This window comes from Lysinibacillus sp. CD3-6 (genome assembly GCF_006351725.2).
Taxonomy (GTDB): Bacteria; Bacillota; Bacilli; order Bacillales_A; family Planococcaceae; genus Lysinibacillus.
In genome coordinates this window covers 4758147-4779253 of the sequence record NZ_CP085880.1, presented here as the reverse complement: position 1 = coordinate 4779253, position 21107 = coordinate 4758147, and the positions used below count along the sequence as shown (strand labels likewise).

Annotated in this window: 18 protein-coding genes; 14 read left to right on the top strand and 4 right to left on the bottom strand. The window is 36.5% G+C overall.

The window, feature by feature from the left end:
* The first annotated feature begins 3 nt into the window (after positions 1–3).
* The 8 genes from walK (at position 4) to FH508_RS23700 (ending at position 8111) form a co-directional block, all read left to right on the top strand.
* The gene (gene walK / locus FH508_RS23735; protein ID WP_173479153.1) at positions 4–1869 is read left to right on the top strand and encodes a cell wall metabolism sensor histidine kinase WalK; all 1866 of its coding nucleotides are present in this window, start codon (positions 4–6) and stop codon (positions 1867–1869) included.
* Complete coding sequence (locus tag FH508_RS23730) at positions 1866–3182, top strand: YycH family regulatory protein (protein WP_139860374.1); 1317 nt, start codon at positions 1866–1868, stop codon at positions 3180–3182. Before walK ends, FH508_RS23730 begins: the two co-directional genes overlap by 4 nt.
* Complete coding sequence (locus tag FH508_RS23725) at positions 3169–3990, top strand: two-component system regulatory protein YycI (RefSeq protein WP_173479154.1); 822 nt, start codon at positions 3169–3171, stop codon at positions 3988–3990. The genes FH508_RS23730 and FH508_RS23725 overlap by 14 nt, the downstream gene beginning before the upstream one ends.
* A gap of 2 nt (positions 3991–3992) precedes the next feature.
* On the top strand, positions 3993–4781 hold the full coding sequence (locus FH508_RS23720; protein ID WP_173479155.1) for an MBL fold metallo-hydrolase: 789 nt from the start codon (positions 3993–3995) through the stop codon (positions 4779–4781).
* Positions 4782–4984: 203 nt separating this feature from the next.
* Positions 4985–6298, top strand: a complete 1314-nt coding sequence (locus tag FH508_RS23715) for a S1C family serine protease (protein ID WP_173479156.1) — start codon at positions 4985–4987, stop codon at positions 6296–6298.
* Between the two features lie 379 nt (positions 6299–6677).
* Entirely contained in the window at positions 6678–6842 is a 165-nt protein-coding gene (locus FH508_RS23710; RefSeq protein ID WP_173479157.1) for a CxxH/CxxC protein, read from the top strand.
* A gap of 90 nt (positions 6843–6932) precedes the next feature.
* A complete protein-coding gene (gene rlmH, locus FH508_RS23705) occupies positions 6933–7412 on the top strand; it encodes a 23S rRNA (pseudouridine(1915)-N(3))-methyltransferase RlmH (protein ID WP_173479158.1) in 480 nt (159 codons plus the stop codon).
* 96 nt (positions 7413–7508) lie between these two features.
* Positions 7509–8111 carry a DUF3885 domain-containing protein gene (locus FH508_RS23700; protein ID WP_173479159.1) on the top strand — a complete coding sequence of 201 codons (603 nt, stop codon included), beginning with the start codon at positions 7509–7511 and terminating at the stop codon, positions 8109–8111.
* Between the two features lie 117 nt (positions 8112–8228).
* On the opposite strand, the gene FH508_RS23695 is transcribed toward FH508_RS23700, so the two are convergent.
* Together FH508_RS23695 and FH508_RS23690 are read right to left on the bottom strand one after the other, a co-directional pair.
* Positions 8229–8636 (bottom strand): type VII toxin-antitoxin system HepT family RNase toxin, encoded by a 408-nt coding sequence (locus tag FH508_RS23695; RefSeq protein WP_173479160.1) that lies wholly within the window; start codon positions 8634–8636, stop codon positions 8229–8231.
* Positions 8629–9039: a type VII toxin-antitoxin system MntA family adenylyltransferase antitoxin gene (locus FH508_RS23690; RefSeq protein ID WP_173479161.1), complete on the bottom strand. Its 411-nt coding sequence runs from the start codon at positions 9037–9039 to the stop codon at positions 8629–8631. The genes FH508_RS23695 and FH508_RS23690 overlap by 8 nt, the downstream gene beginning before the upstream one ends.
* Positions 9040–9640: 601 nt before the next feature.
* Between FH508_RS23690 and FH508_RS23685 the strand changes: the two genes are divergently transcribed.
* From FH508_RS23685 to FH508_RS23660, 6 genes are all read left to right on the top strand, one after another.
* Positions 9641–9829, top strand: coding sequence for a hypothetical protein (locus FH508_RS23685; RefSeq protein WP_173479162.1), 189 nt, complete (start codon positions 9641–9643; stop codon positions 9827–9829).
* A 131-nt stretch (positions 9830–9960) separates the two neighbouring features.
* Entirely contained in the window at positions 9961–12012 is a 2052-nt protein-coding gene (locus tag FH508_RS23680; RefSeq protein ID WP_173479163.1) for a GAF domain-containing sensor histidine kinase, read from the top strand.
* Between the two features lie 158 nt (positions 12013–12170).
* On the top strand, positions 12171–12662 hold the full coding sequence (locus tag FH508_RS23675) for an LURP-one-related/scramblase family protein (protein WP_139860068.1): 492 nt from the start codon (positions 12171–12173) through the stop codon (positions 12660–12662).
* Positions 12663–13160: 498 nt separating this feature from the next.
* On the top strand, positions 13161–13943 hold the full coding sequence (locus FH508_RS23670; RefSeq protein ID WP_139860066.1) for a transporter substrate-binding domain-containing protein: 783 nt from the start codon (positions 13161–13163) through the stop codon (positions 13941–13943).
* Between the two features lie 32 nt (positions 13944–13975).
* Positions 13976–14641: an amino acid ABC transporter permease gene (locus FH508_RS23665; protein ID WP_139860064.1), complete on the top strand. Its 666-nt coding sequence runs from the start codon at positions 13976–13978 to the stop codon at positions 14639–14641.
* Between the two features lie 27 nt (positions 14642–14668).
* The gene (locus tag FH508_RS23660; protein WP_173479269.1) at positions 14669–15397 is read left to right on the top strand and encodes an amino acid ABC transporter ATP-binding protein; all 729 of its coding nucleotides are present in this window, start codon (positions 14669–14671) and stop codon (positions 15395–15397) included.
* Between the two features lie 133 nt (positions 15398–15530).
* On the opposite strand, the gene FH508_RS23655 is transcribed toward FH508_RS23660, so the two are convergent.
* Both FH508_RS23655 and FH508_RS23650 read right to left on the bottom strand, forming a co-directional pair.
* On the bottom strand, positions 15531–16448 hold the full coding sequence (locus tag FH508_RS23655) for a LysM peptidoglycan-binding and 3D domain-containing protein (protein ID WP_173479164.1): 918 nt from the start codon (positions 16446–16448) through the stop codon (positions 15531–15533).
* A 312-nt stretch (positions 16449–16760) separates the two neighbouring features.
* Positions 16761–20690 carry a S8 family serine peptidase gene (locus tag FH508_RS23650; protein ID WP_173479165.1) on the bottom strand — a complete coding sequence of 1310 codons (3930 nt, stop codon included), beginning with the start codon at positions 20688–20690 and terminating at the stop codon, positions 16761–16763.
* Between the last annotated feature and the right edge of the window lie 417 nt (positions 20691–21107).

Sequence of the window (21107 nt, the reverse complement as noted above, 5' to 3'; positions counted from 1 at the left end):
GAAATGCAGAAAGTAAGCTTCTTTAAATCAATTCATGTCAAGCTTGTATTAATTTATATTTTGTTGATCATGTTAGCATTACAAATTATAGGCATCTATTTCGCAAAGGAATTAGAGCGGAATTTGAAAAGTAATTTTCAAGAGTCTATTTTTCAGCGTGTAGATTTGATGCAATATAGCATTCGTGAAGAAATTTTGAAAGAGCGCGATGAAAGCATGCCTTCACTTGAGGAAAGTCTGAAATCCATCGTAAAAGAATTTTCAACAGGATTGAAGGATGTATCGACGGGTGATATTTTAGAGATTCGCGTAATTGATAGTAGACAGCGTATACTTGCAACTTCAGAGGTAGATAATCAAAGTTTAATTGGACAGCGTTCAAATACAGACCTTGTTCGGCGAGCAATATCAGCAGAAACATTATTTGATATTATAAAACTCGATAATAAAACTAGAAATCGAGTATGGGTGTTAGCAACGCCAATTCGTGATGGAGCTGGCCCAGATGATGAAATTATCGGTGTGCTTTATATTGAAGCAAATATCGAATCTGTTTTTGAACAAATGAATGATATTAACCGAATTTTCTTAGGCGGTACTGCTGTATCATTAGTAGTTACTATTTTCTTAGGAATATTAGTAGCACGCACCATTACACAACCTATTGCTGATATGCGTAAGCAAGCGCAAGCAATGGCGAAAGGAAACTTTTCTCGCAAAGTACGGGTTTATGGAACAGATGAGATTGGGCAGCTTGCTACTACCTTTAACCATTTGACCAATCGTTTGCAAGAGTCTCAATCAACGACAGAGGCGGAACGGCGTAAACTCGATTCTGTTCTTAGTAACATGACCGATGGCGTTATTGCAACCGATCGTAAAGGACGTATTATCCTTATTAATGATCCAGCATTAGAGTTATTGCATATTTCAAGAGATATTACATTAGGACGTCCAATCGCTTCTGTTTTAGGAATCGATCAGGAATATAGCTTTGAAGATTTAATTCATATGAATGATGCAATCAACTTGGATTTTAGTACGTCAGAGGCGCCATATATTTTACGTGCTAATTTTTCTGTTATTCAAAAGGAAACAGGGTTTATTAATGGTTTAATTACAGTGCTACATGATATTACAGAGCAGGAAAAGATTGAAATGGAGCGAAGAGAATTTGTATCGAATGTATCACATGAGCTTCGCACACCATTAACAACGATGCGTAGTTATTTGGAGGCATTAATGGATGGTGCATGGAAGGATGACAACATTGCGCCGACCTTTTTAAATGTTACTCAAACTGAAACTGAGCGTATGATTCGTCTAGTGAATGACCTACTTCAATTATCACGAATGGATAGTAGTAATTATAAATTGAATAAGGATATTGTGTTATTTAATTCATTCTTTAATCGAATTATTGATCGCTTTGAAATGTCTAAATCCGAAAATGTAACATTTGAACGATTACTTCCAGAAACATCGTATTACGTTGAAATTGATACCGATAAGGTGACGCAAGTAATTGATAATGTTATATCGAACGCCATTAAATATTCTCCAGATGGCGGTAATGTCCGTTTTGGTTTTACCGTACAAGGAAATATGCTCAAGGTAATGATTTCAGATGATGGAATGGGTATTCCAAAAGAAAATGTAGGTCGTATTTTTGATCGTTTTTATCGCGTCGATCGCGCGCGTGCACGCTCTATGGGTGGTACAGGTCTTGGTTTAGCTATTGCACGGGAAATGATTGAAGCGCATGGTGGGAAGATTTGGGCCGAGAGTGAAGAAGGATATGGTACAACCGTCTTCTTCACACTACCATTTGAATTAGATGATTTTGACGAGGCAGGTGAGTGGGGATGAAATATATAGAGCCAGTTAAATCCGTTGTTTTATTTCTACTCGTCATGCTAAGTGTTGTGCTAACCTTTATTATTTGGACCTATACGCCTGATTACAAAGTAATTGAGCAAACAGAAGGTAAAGAAATATTAATTGGCACACAAAAGAAAGTGGAAGACGTCATAAAGCCATATAAAGCAATTTATAGCAGTGACGATGACTTAACAGGTACAGTATCGAATGGTGCAATGAAAGATATTATGAACATCTTTGAAGGCTGGAATATTCTTGACCTCGTTCGAGTGAATAATAATATTTCACCAACTTATATTAATGAGATGATCCGCGCCAATCATCGTATGACTGTATTTTTCGCTGGAGAAATACCTTTCTCAGAGCTCGGAACTATTTTCAACTTCGACGAAAAAGAGTTACCTGAGACGACTTTCAATCGGATTATTATAGATTGGAGCAATTACTCGAATAAAGAAGTACAGATGTATTTCGTTAGTAGCTCGAACAAATCATTGTTACGTTCACATGTAAGCATTACGAATGCCAATGAATTTGTCAAAGATATTATTGAACCGTCTAAACTGCAAAGTGCGTATAAAGAAGTAGAGCGTGATGGCTATACTTCACTTTACGTTCCTAGCGATAAAATTGAATCTGTAAAATATACGTATTATATGAATGAACTATCACCAGAATTATTTAAAAATGTCTTATTCTCAGAGCCAAACGTTGTTCAGCGTAATGTTGAAAGTGCGACATTCGAAAAATATACAGATGGATTATCTCTTATGACTGTCGATACAAGATCGAAATCATTAACATATGTATATCCTGCTGCAGAAAGTAGTATCCGAATAGAGCCATCGAAGCTCTTCAAAGATAGCTTTGATTTTATTAATGAGCATGGAGGCTTCACAGCAGATTATCGATATGTATCGAGCAATCCGAGTAAAAATCAAATAGATTATCAGCTTTATTTACAAGGCTTCCCTGTTTATAGTGATCAAGCAACAACCCGTATTACAACAGTATGGGGAGATAACCGTATTTTCCGCTATAGACGTCCTTATTTTTCTTTAGACATATCAGAAAAAGAGATTAAAGAACTGCCATCTGGCACGGAAATAGTTGAAAAAATTCATAAGCTAAATAATATCGTATTGTCAGATATCGATGAAATTGCCGTAGGGTATTATTTAACGCAAGATGAAAATTTAAGATTATTTACTTTAGAACCGAGCTGGTTTATCATTCGTAATGGTTCATGGATTTTAGTGACACCTGAAATGCTTGGGGGTGTAAAAAATGGATTGGAATAGAACAAAATCCATTTTTATCGTCGTCTTTTTAATTTTAAATATTTTCTTATACTCATTGTATGTGAATCGCTACAATGAAGCACAAAGTGTAGAGGTTCCAGGGGAGAAAACGATTGATGCTCGTTTAAAAGAGGATAATATTACGTACGGTGTCCTGCCGAATGCCGTCGAATCAGCTACGTATATTTCAGGGAAAGTCCATACTTTTACGGCAGCGGATTTTACCGATCCAAACCATCAAGTTAATCTTGTTGACCCTAAAGAGGCGCGGGTAATTATAGTCAGTCCTGTGAAATTGCGAAATGTAAATGATGATGCAAGCTTCACAGAATTTGTGCAGGCAAATATTAAAGAAGGTGGTTCCTACGGATTATGGAAGGTCGATCGTGATGAGCGTATAGCCATCTTCTTTCAAAAAACAAATAATCGAATGCTCTATTACAATAAATCTGGGTTGTTAAAAATACAGTGGAATGCGGACAATGAAGTAACGATGTATGAGCAAACGATGCTTGATAATATTGAGGAAGTAGAGCAACAAGAAAGTGTACTTCCACCGATTCAAGTTATTCAAGCATTATACGCAAAAGGGCTGTTAAAGCCAGATTCACGTATTGAGCATATGCAGCTGGGCTATTCAACACTTGTTTATTTAACACAAACACAAGTATTATTGCCAACATGGGAAGTCCGAGTGAAATTATCCGACGGGGCAATTGAAGAGTATTTTGTCGATGCAGTGGAAGGTAAAATCATTGAAATACAAGAGGAAAAGCAAGAGGTTGAAGAAGAAGACTGGGGAGTTTAATCATGCGATTTAGTGTTTTAGCAAGTGGCAGTACAGGCAATTCGATTTATGTAGAGAACGATAATCATGCATTTATTGTCGATGCTGGCTTAAGTGGTAAAAAGATGGAGCAGCTCTTCGCAAAAATCGATCGCAATATGAAACAGCTAAGTGGCATTTTAGTTACGCACGAGCATAGTGATCATATTAAAGGAATTGGTGTATTAGCACGTAAATATAACTTACCGATCTATGCAAATGCAAAAACGTGGCAGGCAATGGATGGACTCGTAGGAGAAATTCCTGTAGAGCAACGCTTCGAGTTTGAAATGGAGAGTGTGAAGCATTTTGGCACATTAGCAATTGAATCTTTTGCCGTTTCCCACGATGCAGCAGATCCGATGTTTTATACATTTCATGAGAATGGTCGTAAACTCGTGATTATTACCGATACGGGCTATGTTAGCGATCGGATGAAAGGTATTATTCGCGGAGCAGATTCCTTTGTGTTCGAAAGTAATCATGATGTTAATATGCTACAAATGGGTCGATATCCATGGTCCATAAAGCGTCGTATTTTAAGTGATGTAGGACATGTATCTAATGAAGATGCAGCCATTGCAATGAGCGAGGTTGTGTTTGAAAAGCCAACGAATATTTATTTATCGCATTTAAGTAAAGATAATAATATGAAAGAGCTTGCGCGCATGAGTGTTTCACAAACGCTACAATCTTGTGGAATTATTGCAGGTGAGTATGTCCATTTATTAGATACAGATGCTGAGGAGCCAACAAAGCTAGTAACGGTTTAAAATAGGACAAGTAATTATGAAAGATTTTCTTGCCTATTTCTATAGTTAAAAATATAAGCTGTTCAATTGCATTTTTTTATTAATGCATTGAACAGCTATTTTTTATATCCATTTTATTTATTTTTCATGTAATTTTAATGTTTGAATCGTATGATAAAGGCAAGAATTAATAGATAGAGCAGTCGCACGAAAGGATGAGGAACATGGGTTATTTTAACGAAGATGATAAAAACAGTGATTTTCTAAATAATGATGAAATACAGAAATCACCTCTACAAGAGAGACTTGAACGTGAGGAAAAGGAAATGCAAGAGAAGCGTTCCAAAAAGAAAGGTGGAGGCAGTGGAGGTGGAGGCGGTAAAGGTGGCTATTTCTTTAGTGGACTAGTTGGTGTAATCATTGGTGCTTTACTCGTTTGGCTAATGCTTCCTGGACTTGTCAATCAAATGCCAGGGACAACAACAGGCAGTTCTGGCAAAAATGATGAGACAACCATCAACCAAGTAGCTACAGAAGTAACGACCGATGTCACAAGTGCAGTTGATAAAGCTTCAGGTGCTGTTGTAGGGATAACTAATATTCAAGAAGTGACAAGCGGCGGTTTTTGGAATCAGCAAACAACACAAGATACAGAAACAGGAAGCGGCTCAGGTGTTATTTATAAAGTAGATGGTGATAAAGCCTTCATCGTAACAAATAATCACGTAATTGAAGGGGCAAAACAATTAGAAGTAACAATGCAAGATGGCTCAAAAGAAGAGGCACAATTAGTCGGAAGCGACGTTTGGACAGACTTAGCAGTTATTTCAATCAGCTCGAAAAATGTTAAAACAGTTGCGACATTTGGTAACTCAGATGTACTAAAACAAGGTGAAACAGTTATTGCTATCGGGAATCCACTAGGATTAGAATTTTATGGCTCTGTTACAACAGGTGTTGTTTCAGGTAAAGATCGTTCTGTACCAGTTGATTTAAATGGCGACAAAGTAGCTGACTGGCAACAAGAAGTATTACAAACAGATGCAGCTATAAACCCAGGTAATAGTGGTGGTGCCCTAGTGAACCTAGCTGGTGAATTAGTAGGTATTAACTCCATGAAAATTGCTGAATCCTCTGTGGAAGGTTTAGGCTTCTCAATTCCGATTAACTCAGCAATTCCAATTATTGAAGAACTAGAACGCAACGGTGAAATGAAACGTCCAACAATGGGTATTTCACTAGTTGATTTAACAGACGTACCAGCATTCTATCAACAACAAACATTAAAATTACCTCAAGACATTACAACAGGTGTTGTCATTACAGATGTTGTTGGCAACTCACCTGCTTCAAAAGCGGGCGTACAACAATATGATGTTATTGTTGAAATGGATGGCGATAAGATTGAAACATCAATTGATTTACGTAAACACTTGTATAACGACAAAAAAATTGGTGATGAATTAACAATGAAAGTATATCGCCAAGGTAAATTAGTTGAAGTGACATTAACATTAACAAATAGCGATTCATTGTAGGAATAGTAACGAGACGAAACAAAAGATAAAAGTGTTAGATTGATGAAAAGTCAATCTAACACTTTTTTCGCTATCATCAACAAGTGCTTTTTTCTAATTAAATATGTCTTAACATTCGAAGGGTATATCCAAATGAGGGAAGCTAGCCTCAATTTCATTGAAATTAAGTTAGGATAAAATGTTGCGTTTTGTTAATGCCAATTAATAAATACAGGTGTGGATAACTAGGAATTTGTGAATAACAACTTTACACAGCAAATAGTGGGACAAAGCCTTCCTTCCCTACTCGCTATTCCTTTGTTACAATAGATTGTGGATAACATAGACCGAATTGTGAATAAGTTTGTGGAAATTTCGGAAAATAAGGAGAGACTATGAAATGGAAAAATACAGTTGTGAAAAGCATATAGAGCACGCTTTAGACATGTTTGTCGCGGAGCAAAAAGTATTCCCAATTATGGATAAAGTACAAGAGGAAAAAAAGTTATCCACAAAATGTAGTTACTGTGAACTGCCAGCAGAATATATTGTATCAAGTAAATAACTTTACACAATATATAGAAAACGCTTGTGGATATGTTGATAACTTTTGTGGATAATTTGTTTGTAAATGAAATGTAAAGGTGGATAACGTGTGAATATTACAATTGTATCAGTCGGAAAACTAAAAGAAAAGTACTTAAAAATGGGAATCGACGAATACGTAAAACGCCTAGGTGGCTACGCAAAAATGGACGTAATTGAAGTGCCTGATGAAAAAGCACCTGAGCAGCTAAGTGATGCAGAAATGGAAATTGTGAAGAAAAAAGAAGGTGAGCGCATCCTCGCCAAAATTGGCCCAGACACATACGTTATCGCCCTTGCCATAAACGGCAAAATGAAAACCTCTGAAGAAATGGCATCCGATATCGAGTCATTAATGACCTATGGAAAAAGTAAAATTGCCTTTGTTATCGGTGGTTCTCTCGGTTTGCACGAAGATGTCCTCAAACGTGCCGACGAGAAACAATCATTTGGCAAGATGACCTTGCCTCACCAATTAATGAAGCTTGTCCTGATCGAACAAATTTACCGAAGCTTTAGAATTATGAAGGGTGAACCGTACCATAAATAAGTGCGGTTTTTACAAGACCAGCTAGAACAAATATGTTTTAGTTGGTTTTTATTATATAATGAGGAACAAATAGAATGATAGGAGGTTCAATACTGTATGAAATTTCAGCGTTTTATGGATACTTATTATGATGGTCATAAATTAGTGCCGAATTTTTATCATAATTGGCCTTATTTTTTACATATAGAATCCTCCTATGATCCTACGAATGAAGTTACGTATCAATTACTTCAGGAAGTACAGTCCTTTTTATTTAAAAGTGAGGACGAGCTTTTTATTGTTGTAAATAGCTATCCTATTGTTAAAAATAAACCGACCTACCCCAATGTTTTCAAACGATACATGAAAGACTCTATGGGAAAATATCAATTGCAATTAACGAACTTTGAATGGTTATTTGATGCAGAATTTGTTGCAGTTCAGCAAATGGCTTGGTCATGTAACGTTTCACAAATAAAATTATCCCATCTACTAAAATCACTCGCGAATGAAGATTTTCCAAAGCTTCGACCACAATTAAAACGAAATAATAGTATGTATGCCCCAGATGTTTTTATTGTTAATCGACGAACAAAGAGTATCGTCCATGTGTATGATGATCGAGGAATTGAAATTATGAGTGCAGATAAAGAAAATCATCATAAAGATATCATGTTATTTAACTCATTATCCTCAATGGCTCTAAATACAAGCAACTAATTGGATACCGCAATCTTCTGCTTTAACCAATTTTAAGTTTCTTGGAGAAGTACCGGATTCAAGTTGAGTAAGCAAATATTATTAAGTAAAAGCTCTTCTTTATTTAACTTAAAATACCTATGCTTCAAGTTGTAACACGACCTTCGTAAAATCTTTAAAATCATCAATATGTTTTTCTAAAATGGCTTCTAATATTTCAAGTTTGAGTGCTTGGTAGTCATGTACTGCGATGTTGCGGAAACCAACCATATTCATTAATGTTTTCGCTAACTTAGCGTCAATAATATTCGCTTCCTGTAACAGCTTAAACCCTTCACGACTTGCTTTCGGGACGCCTAATTTTTGTTCACTTACAATGTGCATCGCTAAATCAATACTCGCCTCACAAGCGCGTTGAATATTTAAAATGATACTATCTTGCTTTGTATAATCTTTTAAATTATTGGGATTTCCCGCATAAACCTCGTGAATCCGTTTCACACAGCGTTCGATAGTGGCTGTTTTACTTAATATCACATCATTCATCGCCGAAAACACTTCCTCTTTTTTTAATTGCTTCAATTATCGGGGCGCGCTGCTCGCTTAATGTGGCATACATACTATAGGCACGCATTTTTTGACGAGTATATTCATTTTCATCATGTATATAAATCGGTATGCCTTGCTTGAAAATTTGCATTGTAAAAACGGTATCAATTTGTTTTAAATCAATTAAATCTATTTCCCGATTTGCGACCAATGCCAAATCGCCAGACAGTAAAAAACGTTCATAAGATGATAGAGGTTGTTTACTAAAATAAGCAAGATCAATATCACTTTCGGCACGCACAGTACCTTTTGCGAAGGAACCAAACAATATAATAAAATCGGGATTAATCTGCTGCTTAATCGTATCAATCAATTGTTGCTGTAAATCTTTCGTTAACATCCTTATCACCGTCCTTTTCTTTATTATAAACGTTGGCGAAAAAAACCGCACTTATACTTATTACAGAGAACCGTATCATAAGTAAGTGCGGTTTTTGAAGGGAACTTCTCCTAAGTCAAACGCTATTTATCTGCGTTTTTTGATGTCTTTCATTGAGAAATCGTTGGTTATTCAATTCCTAAAAGTCCGAACTTAGATTTAATCATAAATCTTTGGAAAAGCCATACGATTAAAGCAATTAAATGATTACATTGGATACTATAATAAAAAAGAATAAAAGAAAAACTGGATGGTTTAAGTCCAGTTAAGTATAGAAAAAACCGCCTTCCGCTACAATCCATCACCAACTAAAATAGTGATTTACTAAAAAAGTAGACAAAAAAACAGGTATAGAAAAAGTTCTCTTTTTCTATACCTGTTTCCATTTAAGAATTTGTTGGATAGTCCTTTTTCTCCAAACTGAGTTTAAGAATAAAATGGGGATATAGTAGATTTATGAATCAAATGTTTCTTTTAATTTTAATTTGTCTTGATGCGAGTGTTAAATATTGCAGCTGAATGGGAACAAATGACAATAAAAATCATTCGGAGAATGTAGTTCATGCAAACAGAATCAACAATCAGTTCTTATTCAACGGTATCATATGTATGGTCTATTGAGGGGATAGAGTCATTGAAGGTGACTGGCAATGGAATAATAGCAGGAACAAATAAAAGCGAATTGGAGTTATTAGAAGCCTTATGGTCGTTCCTATCATCGGGTCGAAACAGACTAGCGCTATCACGGTAAACCGTATCATAAGTAATAGAGGTTTTCCATGTATAATAGGATACAGATATAATATAAACTAATTTAGAACTAGACTGTTAGCTAGAAATTATACTTTTACTTTTAGTAGGTTTTGATTGGAGACATTGTGAATGTTAAGTGAACAGACGAGATATTCTAGGCTCGCGAGTATAACCAAAGTAATTAATACAAAGTTAGAACTACGTGAAGTTTTACAGCGTGTAACGCAGGCAATTTCCGAGGAAATCGTGCAATGTAACTCGGTGGGTATTTATTTACCAGAAAAAGATGGCACATTTAGAGGATTTGTGGGAAAACCAGAAGATATGAATGGCATAACCCTCGATACACAGGTAATTGATGTTGAAACAGACTTACTGGCCAAAGAGGTTATTGAAACTAAAAAAACCATCTATATCTCTGATACCTCAAAGGATAATCGGCCGGACCCGAGATCGGTAGAAGCCTTCAAAATTAAATCCTTATTAGCACTGCCTATCTCATATGAGCAAGAGATATTTGGTTTAGTTTTTTTATTTGATTATGGAACGCCGATGAATTTAACAGAATCAGAAATTCAGAGTGTTGAAGCATATGTAAATATGGCTGCAGTTGCAATTCAAAACGCAAATAATTTAAAGCAAAAGGAAAACCTTATTGCAGAAAAACAATTGTTACTCAATGTTACACGTGATTTGTCGATGTGTTCCTCCGTGCAGAAAAGTCTTGATAAATGTTTTTACTACTTAGGAAAGGTTTTAGGTAGCGAAAAAAGTGCAGCCCACCTCCTGGATCCATTGGGAAAAAACACAATGACATTCATGAAATTTAATACAGACTGTGATTGGACAGAAGCCGATTGGATGGAGAATCTAAAAAGCATAGGAATGAACCAAAGCTACGAAGCTATGATTCAACAGATTATTGAAACAAAAAGTATAATTCTCACTCCAAATATAGATAGTATGAGTCTTTTTATGATGCCACTGATTTCAATGGGGGAAGTATTAGGGGTTATAACAGTTGTCAATTTAGGAGGGGAAACATGTAATTTCCATGAATCTCAAATTCAATTAGCAAAATCGATAGTCGAAGCCACAGCGCCTACAATTTCAAACTTGTTATATATGGACCAACTAGAAAATATGGTAGAAGAGCGAACAAGGGAACTAGCTGCTGCTAATGAAAAGGTTACAAGTGTTATTGAAAGTATAACGGATGGATTCTTTGCATTGAACAAAGAGTGGGAATTTCTTTACATGAATAAACATCAATATTTGCCGCAAAGGAAAACGGCAAAGGATGTATTAGGACAAAATATATGGGAAATTTTCCCTAAATGTGTAGATACGGTCATGTATAAAGAATTTCATCGTGCGATGTCAGAGCGAATAGCAGTACATTTCGAAATGACCTCAGCTTATGGTGATTATTGGTACGAAGCAGTTGCGTACCCATATGATGAGGGAATCTGTTGCCTTTTAAAAAACATAACTGAAAAAAAGAAATATGAGAAGGAATTGAAAAGATTATCAAACCTAGACTTAATAGGTCAGATGGCAGCAGGTATTAGCCATGAGATTAGAAATCCTATGACAACAGTACGAGGATTTTTGCAGCTATTAAAAAAAGAGAGCGAATTCGAAAAACATAATGATTACTTTAATGTCATGATCGAAGAGCTTGACCGTGCTAATTCTATTATTACTGAATTTCTTTCTATAGGTAATACTAAGACATCCGATTTACAGATGTTAGATTTAAATTCTATTATTCGCGATATTACGCCTTTAATAGAGATAGATGCATTTAATCAAAATAAAATTATTCAATTTAATCTGAATGACATTCCAGATTTACTTTTAAATCGTAACGAAATACGACAATTGATAATAAATCTTTACCGTAATGGCTTAGAATCAATGAACATAGGTAAGGTTCTATCCATCAGTACCTACAAAGGGGATGGGAATTGTGTAATTCTTGCAGTACAGGATCAAGGAGAAGGTATCAGTCCTGCGATAGTAGAGAAATTGGGTACTCCATTTTACACGACCAAAGATAATGGCACTGGCTTAGGTCTAGGTATCTGCTATGCAATTGCTGCCCGTCATAACGCAAAAATTGAATTTCAAACAGGATCTGAAGGAACTACTTTTTTTATAAAATTTACTTATATATGAAAAGATGAAACGCTTCTTTAGTGTTGTAAGGTATTGACATTTGATGCTCTGAATAAATAAATTTATAAGTCCAAGTTTCAAAAAACTATTTTGATAATTATTAATAGCTATGATGAAATCTGCGCTATATTGATATGCTATTTCGAAGGAGATGTAGAATGAAGCAACTTTATATAAAGCAAAAGGTATTCAGTCTAAGTGGTAAATTCACAATAAAGGATCAGCAGGAAAAGGATGTTTATTACGTAGAAGGTAGTTTTATGCAAATTCCAAAGACTTTCTCCATTATGAATAAAACAAGAGATGAAGTAGCCCTTATTACGAAAAAGGTGTTCAGCTTTTTACCGAAGTTTTTTATTGAGGTAAATGGTCGAGAGGTGTTAACGATTAAGAAGGAGTTTTCTTTCTTTAAAGCACGCTATACGATTGATGGGGCAGACATGGAGATACACGGTAACTGGTGGGATATGGAGTTTCAGGTTTTACAGCATGGTGAAGTCATCGGTAAAGTGAACAAGGAGTGGTTCACTTGGGGAGATAGCTATAAAGTTCAAATATTGGATGAGGAGATGGAGGAAATCATTATTGCATTCGTTGTTGCAATTGATTGTGTAAAGGCTGACGCAGCTGCTTCCTCAGCAGCGACTTAGAAAATTAATAACCTCCATTAAAGGTGCAACGGTGAACCATATCACAAGTAAGTGCGGTTAATTAAGGCAGTATCAATTTTATATTGGTGCTGTTTTTTTAGTAGACAATTGTAGAGAAGAAGGTTTAACGATTCAAAGACATATTTGTACCACACCATTTGCTTATAAATTGTCTTCCATAGTGAGTATTAAAGCATTTGGGCAATTATATAAACAAAGTATTTGAACAGTCAGTTTATATTGATGAGAAATGTTATATGAAATTCACCAAAGAATAATCTTTTTTTAACGTCTAAAAAGCATCAATATTTGAGGAGAGAGAACACTTGAAAGAGATGTATATAAATTAAAAATGATTCAAAAGTGTCGGGTACTATTAACAGTGCCTGACACTTTTTTGTTTTATCGGGAGTAGATAGGGTATTAACCATCATAAGCAAGTTATTTAGCAAGAAGCATTGTAGGAATAATCGAAAGGGAAAAGGAGTCATAACCAACATGTTGTTGAATAAAAAATTACTATTGGTCTTTAGTATAATCGTAGTCTGCTTTTTGTCTGGTTGTACAGAGAAGAAGAAGCTTGAGGATGGTTCTGAACTGATAAATAAAAACCAATTTGTTTTTGCTACTTCTGGTGAATTTAAGCCATTTAGTTATATGAATGACGATCTCACAATGTCGGGCTTTGATATTGAGGTTGGGGAAGCAATTGCAAAGGAAATGGGCCTTGAGCCGGTTCAGAAACGAATCAAGTTCAAAGGGATTGTAGAAGGGGTAAAAACAGGCCGAGCGGATGCAGCGGTTGCGAGCCACACGATTAACCCGCAACGAAGTAAACATGTTTCTTTCTCTACCCCGTATTATTATTCTGGACCGAAAATTTTTACCAGACCAGATAGTAAAATTAAGACTGTCGAAGATTTAAAGGGAAAGGAAGTAGCTGTTGCAAAAGGATCGACATATGCCGATACTGCTTCCGAGTATACAGACAAAGTCAAAACTTATGACAGCGATATTACAGCTTTAAAGGCGTTGAGCACAGGACGTCATGATGCGGTCATTACTGATTTTGTTACAGGAAAAACAGCTGAAAAGGAAGGATTTAAGATTAAAGGACAGCAATTAATTAATCGCAGTGAACAAGCGATTGTGCTGCCCCAGGATAATCCAAAACTATTGAAGCGAGTAAATGAAGCTTTGGAACAACTCCGAGAAAATGGGACACTGACTCAAATCAGTATCAAGTATTTTGGTGAGGACATTACCAAAAAACCAGAATAAATCAATGCTATAGAAAGAAAGGAAGTAGTACTTTGCCAAGTTTTTCGCATTTTTTTAACATACTAATGGAAACAAAAGGTGTATTCTTTAAAGCTATGCTATTAACATTAGAGCTGACGGTGGTTTCTATCATACTAGGAATTGTCATTGGACTTGTCTTTGCTCTATTAAAAATTTCTAATATAAAAATTTTAAAACTTATTTCAGATATATATGTCTATTTGGTCCGCGGAACACCGCTGATTGTCCAAATATTTATCCTTTACTTCGGAATAAGTGGGATTTTCCTTATTCCTGATTTTTGGGCTGCTTCACTTGCTCTAGCGTTACATAATGGAGCTTATATTTCTGAAATCCTTCGAGGCGCAATTCAGGCAGTCGATAAAGGTCAGGTTGAGGCAGGCCGCTCTTTGGGAATGACAAAGATACTGACATTAAGAAGAATTATTCTTCCACAGGCATTTCGTCGAGCATTGCCGCCTTTAGGCAATCAATTTATCATCAGTTTAAAAGATTCTTCGTTGGCCGCATTTATCTCCATGAATGAGCTGTTTAATGTGGCGACAACACTAGGATCGAATAATTTTGATGAAATGACCTATTTACTCATCGTAGCAGTCTACTATTTATTACTAGTAGCGTTGATGACATTTGTAGTGAACCGAACTGAACTGAAATTAGCAATAAGCGACAGATAGGAGCTGAAAAAATTGGACACCAAGGAAATGATTAAAATAAATCAATTGAATAAATCGTTTGGAGATTTACATGTATTAAAAAATATCGACATGACAGTTTACGAGAGTGATGTTGTTTGTCTAATAGGATCGAGTGGGTCAGGGAAAAGTACCCTCCTGCGCTGTTTGAACTTTTTAGAAAGAAAGGATAACGGCAATATTATAATTGAAGGAAATGAAGTCAATCCACGGACAGATGACCTTAACAAGATTAGAGAAAAGGTAGGGATGGTGTTTCAAAATTTCAACTTATTCCCTCACAAAACAGTTTTGGAAAATATTATTGAAGCGCCTATTATGGTAAAGGGTGTAGACAAAAAAAAGGCCATTAACACAGCAGAAGAATTACTGAAAAAAGTAGGTTTGGAAGATAAGGCAGATGTCTATCCTAGTAAACTATCTGGGGGACAAAAGCAACGGGTGGCAATTGCAAGAGCCCTAGCGATGGAACCAGACATTATGCTTTTTGATGAACCAACATCGGCACTCGATCCCGAGCTTGTGGGAGAGGTATTAACAACCATGAAAGACTTGGCTGAAGAAGGAATGACAATGGTTGTTGTAACCCATGAAATGGGATTTGCAAGAGAAGTAGCTGATTGGATTGTGTATATGCACGATGGAACCATTATTGAACGCGGCACACCTGATCAATTTTTCAACCATCCGAAAGAGGAAAGAACACGTGAATTTTTAACTGCAACGATGCTTAAATAACGCTAAGAGGTCCTGAAAAATAAGCAAAAAAGAACCCAATTTGGGTTCTTTTTTGTTTCGTATAAGGAGTCAAGTTACCTTGTTGTTCATCTATATATTAAATCCTAAGAATAGGATGGAAATAGCTAATAGTCTAGTTTAATATTGTTACTTTTAATTGTTTTACGCCAAAGTTAATGGCATCCTGTTGCGAAGGGAAAAAGACATCGATTCGATTGCCTTTAATGGCTCCGCCCGTATCGCCTGCAATTGCTTCCCCATAGCCTTCTACATAAACTTTACTACCAAGTGGAATAACAGTTGGGTCAACTGAGATGACTTTAGCATTTGGGTTTGCTTTAAGGTTAATACCAGTAGCGGTAATACCGGAACATCCCTCACATGATGCTGTATAGGCTGAAGCTTCCACTATAATTTCCTTAGCAGTATTACTTGTTGATGGAGCGTTTGCTTCAGGTTTACTCTCTGTTGAAGTAGTATTACTTGTTGATGGAACAGTTGCTTCAGGTTTGCTTTCAGTTGAAGCAGTATTGCTTGTCGATGGAACAGTCGCTTCAGGTTTGCTCTCCGTTGAAGTAGTATTATTTGTTGATGGAGTGCTTGCTTCAGGCGTATTGTCCACTGAAGTTGCAGGTTCCTTTGCTTCATGGGTTGCAGGCATTGTTGGTTTTTCAGTTACAGCCGTACTAGATTTCATACCAACAAAGATGGATAGTTGTAAACCAGGGTGAATGAGATCAGTATGTAATTGGTTCCATTCTTTAATTTGTGAAACGGTTACTTGATGATCTAAGGCTATATCCCATAATGTATCACCTTGCTTAACGGTATATTGCTTTTGCTGTGCAATGGTAAGAACATCTCCAGGGTGAATAAGGTTAGTATTAATATGATTCAACGTTTGAATATTTTCTACTGATGTATTATGTGCACGTGATAAATCCCAAAGGGTATCACCTTTTTGTACGGTAATCGTTGCAGCTTGAGCATTAGCACCTAAAGTTGCAGAGAGCATTGCAACTGGTACAATTGATATAATTTTTTTAAGCATTCATGTATCCTCCATGTTCGTTCTTGGTTGTTAATATAAAATAATCGTATCATAGATTTTTCTGAGAAAAAGAACAAGGAGGTGTTAATTTGTTTACGTCTATGGCATTTATATTGCAATAATATTGCAAACATCAAACGATTAACTATTATTTCCTAAGAAATTTAATATAAAATCTAGCAGAGGAAGCAATTACTTGTTACGTATTGAATGCCCCTTTGGCGCTTAAAATACAATCAATAACTTTATAATAAATAGCAAAAAGAGAAATTGCATAACGCAATTTCTCTTTTTTATGTGAACTGCAATGAATTATAACTGAACCTCTGTAACGTCGTTATTGCCGTTACCATTGCTGTTACCATTACCATTGCCATTACCATTACCGTTACCATTACCATTACCATTACCATTACCGTTACCATTACCATTGCCATTACCATTACCATTACCATTGCCATTACCATTACCATTACCATTACCATTGCCATTACCATTACCATTACCATTACCATTGCCGTTACCATTACCATTACCATTACCGTTACCGTTGCCATTACCGTTACCATTGCCATTACCGTTACCGTTACCGTTGCCGTTACCATTGCCATCGCCATCGCCGTTGCCATTACCTGGCTTTACAACTAACACATCAAATGTTAGTTTGTGCTCACCATACGTTACCGTAATAGTAGTATTACCTTGACCTTTTCCTTTTACGACCCCTGCTTTTACAGTAGCTATTTTATTATTTGCTACTTCGTAGGTTGCCAGCTTCGTAACATCTTTTTCTGTTGTTTTACCATCAAACGTTGTTACTTCAGTAATCTTAACTGTAACTTCTTTACCTATTCTCGTTTCAACCTGAGCCTGGTCGATTTCTAATGTTACTGTTGGTTCCTCGATAACCGTTGCTTTAACCGTAACATTTATTGTCACTTCGTTATTACCATATGAAATTGTAATTGTAGTCGTACCTGCACCTACTGCCGTTACTAATCCATTTACTATTGTTGCAACAGTTTCATCTCCAACTACGTAAGTAGCTTTTGAAGTTACGTCTTCCTCTGTTGCATCACCTTCTGCAGGCGTTGACGTTTCTGTCACCGTAAGTTGTGCAGTTTCGCCAGTTGTTAGGTTTAACTCAGTTGGATTAACCGAAAGTGTTACTACTGGTTCTACAACTGCTTTTTCATATATCTTTTCTTCGCCAATATTGCCAGCAGCATCAGTAATTTTTACTGACACAGCATTCGTTTCTGCTGTTACTGGGAATGTAAAGCTACCGTCCTGATTTAATTCAAAAGCAACTGGTGCTTGTACTTCGCCATTTACTGTAGAAATATAAGAAGCTTTTAATTTATCATTTAAATTGTAATTTAAACCGTATAAATATAACTCATCATTGTAGTCGATATACTTATCTGTTACCTGACCTGTAGCGACACCTTCAGCTACTGAACCAGTAATTTCTGGTTTCGTCGTTTTTACAATAATAGGGCCGACATAATCGGAAACTACTCCTGATGCTGCAAGACCAGTGAAGTCAATTGTATAAAGACCATCTGGAATCGTTGTGGCAGGTGCTGATCCCCATGGTTTGTACTGCCCGCCAACATTCAGCGTATAAGAGCCTTTTCCTAGTGCAGTCCCTGCATGCAGATAACCGATGTAGCCATCACCATATTCTCCACCTTCTGGATTCATAATATCCCAAAGCTCGATATAGTTAGTTGTTACATCACCCGTTAATGTAAATGAAAGTACAGCTGAATCTTTCACGCCATCGCCATTAAAGGATAGATCTGTTTCAGTAATTTTATAATCTTTAATTTCAGTTACTGCCGCACCGCTAAAGTCAGCTGCGAATGGTAAGGAAATTTCTGTATCGCCACTACTGATGTAAATATACCCTAGTATTTCAGAGCCGTTAGGTGCTGTAGCTTGTGAAGCGGTTAATGTAACATTTAAAACTTGCTCACCAACTAGGTTAAAGGTCGGCTGATCTACTGTAACAGTTGCATCACCAAATGTTTTTGTCACATCCACTGCTACATTGTAATTGCCGCCGTTTCCTTTCATATCTTTTACTAAAACTTGCTTTGTTACAGAAATATCACGATCTTTAACTGATTGTGGACCGAAAGTAACTGTACCTTTTAAGTTTTCAGCAACAGCCCCAGTTCCATCTATTATTGCGCTATCAAGTGCATAGGCAAGAATTTCAGGATGAGCGGCTGCATAAGCATTTACGCGCCCAGCACCTTGAGAAAACACATCGTATTTTGTTGTATCTAAAACCTTTGCTGTATTAGAAATTGCCACTTTAACGTCGAATGCGTTCCATTCAGGATTTGCTTGTTTAACTAATGCAACAATACCTGCAATATGCGGTGTTGCCATAGAAGTTCCTGTTTTACGCGCATATGCTTCTGCATAAGAGGCATCAGGGAAATCTTTTTTATACATTGGAATAGATGACATAATGTTTGTCCCAGGTGCACTTACATCTGGTTTAATATCAAAGTTTGGTGTAGATGGTCCACGTGAACTTGAAGTGTTTACATCATCCCCAAGTGTCTGTGTGGAAGCAAATTTACTAAAGCTTACTTTTCCAGTTCCGCCTGCTAATGCAGTGCGAATTGCATCGCCGTCCGTTTGGGACATATCAAATGACGGTAGAAACTCAAATGAATCACCTAGGAATGTACCTGAAATGTTTGGTGCATTTGTTCCACCAGCAAAGTTATGAATAATGGTTGCCACTGCTCCATTTGCCTTTGCATTCGCAATTTTATCAACAAATGCAATACCTCCACGAGCAATCAACGCCACTTTGCCTTCGACATTAATTCCTTCAAAATCTTTTACTTCCCCGTTTCCAGGAACAGCAACTAGGTCAAACTCACCTTGAAGCTGTGTAGCTAAATTTTTTCCAAAAGTCGTCCCCATTAATGGAAGCTGTTTCGTTAAGTTGTAGTTGCCAATTGTAACATTCACTTCCCCGTTAAACATCGTTTCAGGATATGATGTGTTACCAACAGCAATTCCTAAACGAGCGGTTGCAGGCGTGCCCATTGTTCCGCGATTTGGCCCAGAGTTCCCTGTTGCAATTACGCCGATTGTTCCAGCCATCATGGCATTATTAATAGCAAATGAACCAGCATCTGTTTCAGAGTTAGCTCCACCTCCAAGTGATAGATTGATAATGTCCATTTTTTCTATTACAGCAGTTTCAATAGCTTTCACAATACCAGATGTAGCACCACTGCCGTATGCCCCAAGAACTCGGTAAGCATAAAGGTCTACTTTTGGCGCAATTCCTTTAATACCGAATTCGTTAGCACCGATTGCTGCAATTGTTCCAGCAACATGTGTACCGTGAGATGTATAGAACGAGCTTCCCTTTTCATTAAATTCAGGTGTCCCAGCTGGGCGCTCTGAAGGTAATGTTTCTGATGCATCGTCATCTGCACGAGGCTTCGTATAAGTTGCTGAATTTGGAATAAAGTTTTTCCCACCTTTATAAACCCCAGCGAACTCAGGGTGATCTGCATCAATACCAGTATCTAATACTGCTACTTTTATTCCTTGTCCTTCAAAACCTTCATTCCAAAGCTGTTCGATGCCAAGGAAAGAAATACTTGTATTCATTTGCACTTCTAATTGGTCTTCCTTTATTAGTTCCGATGGTTGTATCGGTGTATCTTCTGATGCATAAACGGTTGCATCAGGTTCGATTAATGTAATTCCTTCTATTGTAAGCAATTTCGGGAGATCATTTGCTTTTACCGTTGCCGCAAAACCGTTTAAAACAGTATCAAATGTGTATCCTTGAGTCATCTGAACTTTTTTAGTAGCTAACTCTTTTTTTACTTTTGCTTGTTGAGCTTTTACATTTGAACGTACTTCATTTGCTCGGGCATTAGAGAATTTTTTGCCTTTCACTTGGCTCATTCCTTGCTCTAGTGCTACAGGCATTTCAGATAAATGAACGATGACTGCAACATCTTGATTGCCTGATACATTTTGTAAGCTTTCGTGAAGAGTAGGGCCTTCTTTAGACAAGCTTTGCTGTTCAGCGATAGCCGCCTTTAATTGAATAATACTTTCACTTTGGCTATCCTGCTTGAATGGTTTCGGTTCTTCAGCACTAGCACTCGACAATGGAACAAATAGCGAAAGCACCATAACAATAGCAAGAAGACTACTTAGAAACTTCGTAAACTTAAACTCTTTCAAATCACATTTCCCCCTTCAGCTTTAATTGTCACACTTTTCAGTTAAGTGTGGTAATTTAAATTTATCACAATAGAACTAATTCGAATATCCTAATATAAAAATATTGATAATTAGTATTAGTTTATTAATTGAAAACTAAATCTATCTACCTGGTAATTTAATGAAAAAGTAGAACTTTCGAAAGTGAAATGACATACTAAAAGTTTCAATCAAGCCAAATAAGGAAGCAATTTAAAGACAAGTGGTATTTAGAACAATAAGAGGGGTAGGTGAAGGGGGAATCGCTAGGGAAATAAAAATAGCTGGCGATTATTTTAAAATATCGCCAGCTATTTTATAGGGTGAAAAACATACTTTTCTATCATTATATATAATAAATTAATATTATAAGAAAACGTATATTTCATTAAAAATTTA

Coding starts and splice junctions, on each gene's coding strand:
- walK (WP_173479153.1), top strand. CDS start 4: ATGCAGAAAGTAAGCTTCTTTAAATCAATTCATGTCAAGCTTGTATTA.
- FH508_RS23730 (WP_139860374.1), top strand. CDS start 1,866: ATGAAATATATAGAGCCAGTTAAATCCGTTGTTTTATTTCTACTCGTC.
- FH508_RS23725 (WP_173479154.1), top strand. CDS start 3,169: ATGGATTGGAATAGAACAAAATCCATTTTTATCGTCGTCTTTTTAATT.
- FH508_RS23720 (WP_173479155.1), top strand. CDS start 3,993: ATGCGATTTAGTGTTTTAGCAAGTGGCAGTACAGGCAATTCGATTTAT.
- FH508_RS23715 (WP_173479156.1), top strand. CDS start 4,985: ATGGGTTATTTTAACGAAGATGATAAAAACAGTGATTTTCTAAATAAT.
- FH508_RS23710 (WP_173479157.1), top strand. CDS start 6,678: ATGGAAAAATACAGTTGTGAAAAGCATATAGAGCACGCTTTAGACATG.
- FH508_RS23700 (WP_173479159.1), top strand. CDS start 7,509: ATGAAATTTCAGCGTTTTATGGATACTTATTATGATGGTCATAAATTA.
- FH508_RS23695 (WP_173479160.1), bottom strand. CDS start 8,636: ATGAATGATGTGATATTAAGTAAAACAGCCACTATCGAACGCTGTGTG.
- FH508_RS23690 (WP_173479161.1), bottom strand. CDS start 9,039: ATGTTAACGAAAGATTTACAGCAACAATTGATTGATACGATTAAGCAG.
- FH508_RS23685 (WP_173479162.1), top strand. CDS start 9,641: ATGCAAACAGAATCAACAATCAGTTCTTATTCAACGGTATCATATGTA.
- FH508_RS23680 (WP_173479163.1), top strand. CDS start 9,961: ATGTTAAGTGAACAGACGAGATATTCTAGGCTCGCGAGTATAACCAAA.
- FH508_RS23675 (WP_139860068.1), top strand. CDS start 12,171: ATGAAGCAACTTTATATAAAGCAAAAGGTATTCAGTCTAAGTGGTAAA.
- FH508_RS23670 (WP_139860066.1), top strand. CDS start 13,161: ATGTTGTTGAATAAAAAATTACTATTGGTCTTTAGTATAATCGTAGTC.
- FH508_RS23660 (WP_173479269.1), top strand. CDS start 14,669: ATGATTAAAATAAATCAATTGAATAAATCGTTTGGAGATTTACATGTA.
- FH508_RS23655 (WP_173479164.1), bottom strand. CDS start 16,448: ATGCTTAAAAAAATTATATCAATTGTACCAGTTGCAATGCTCTCTGCA.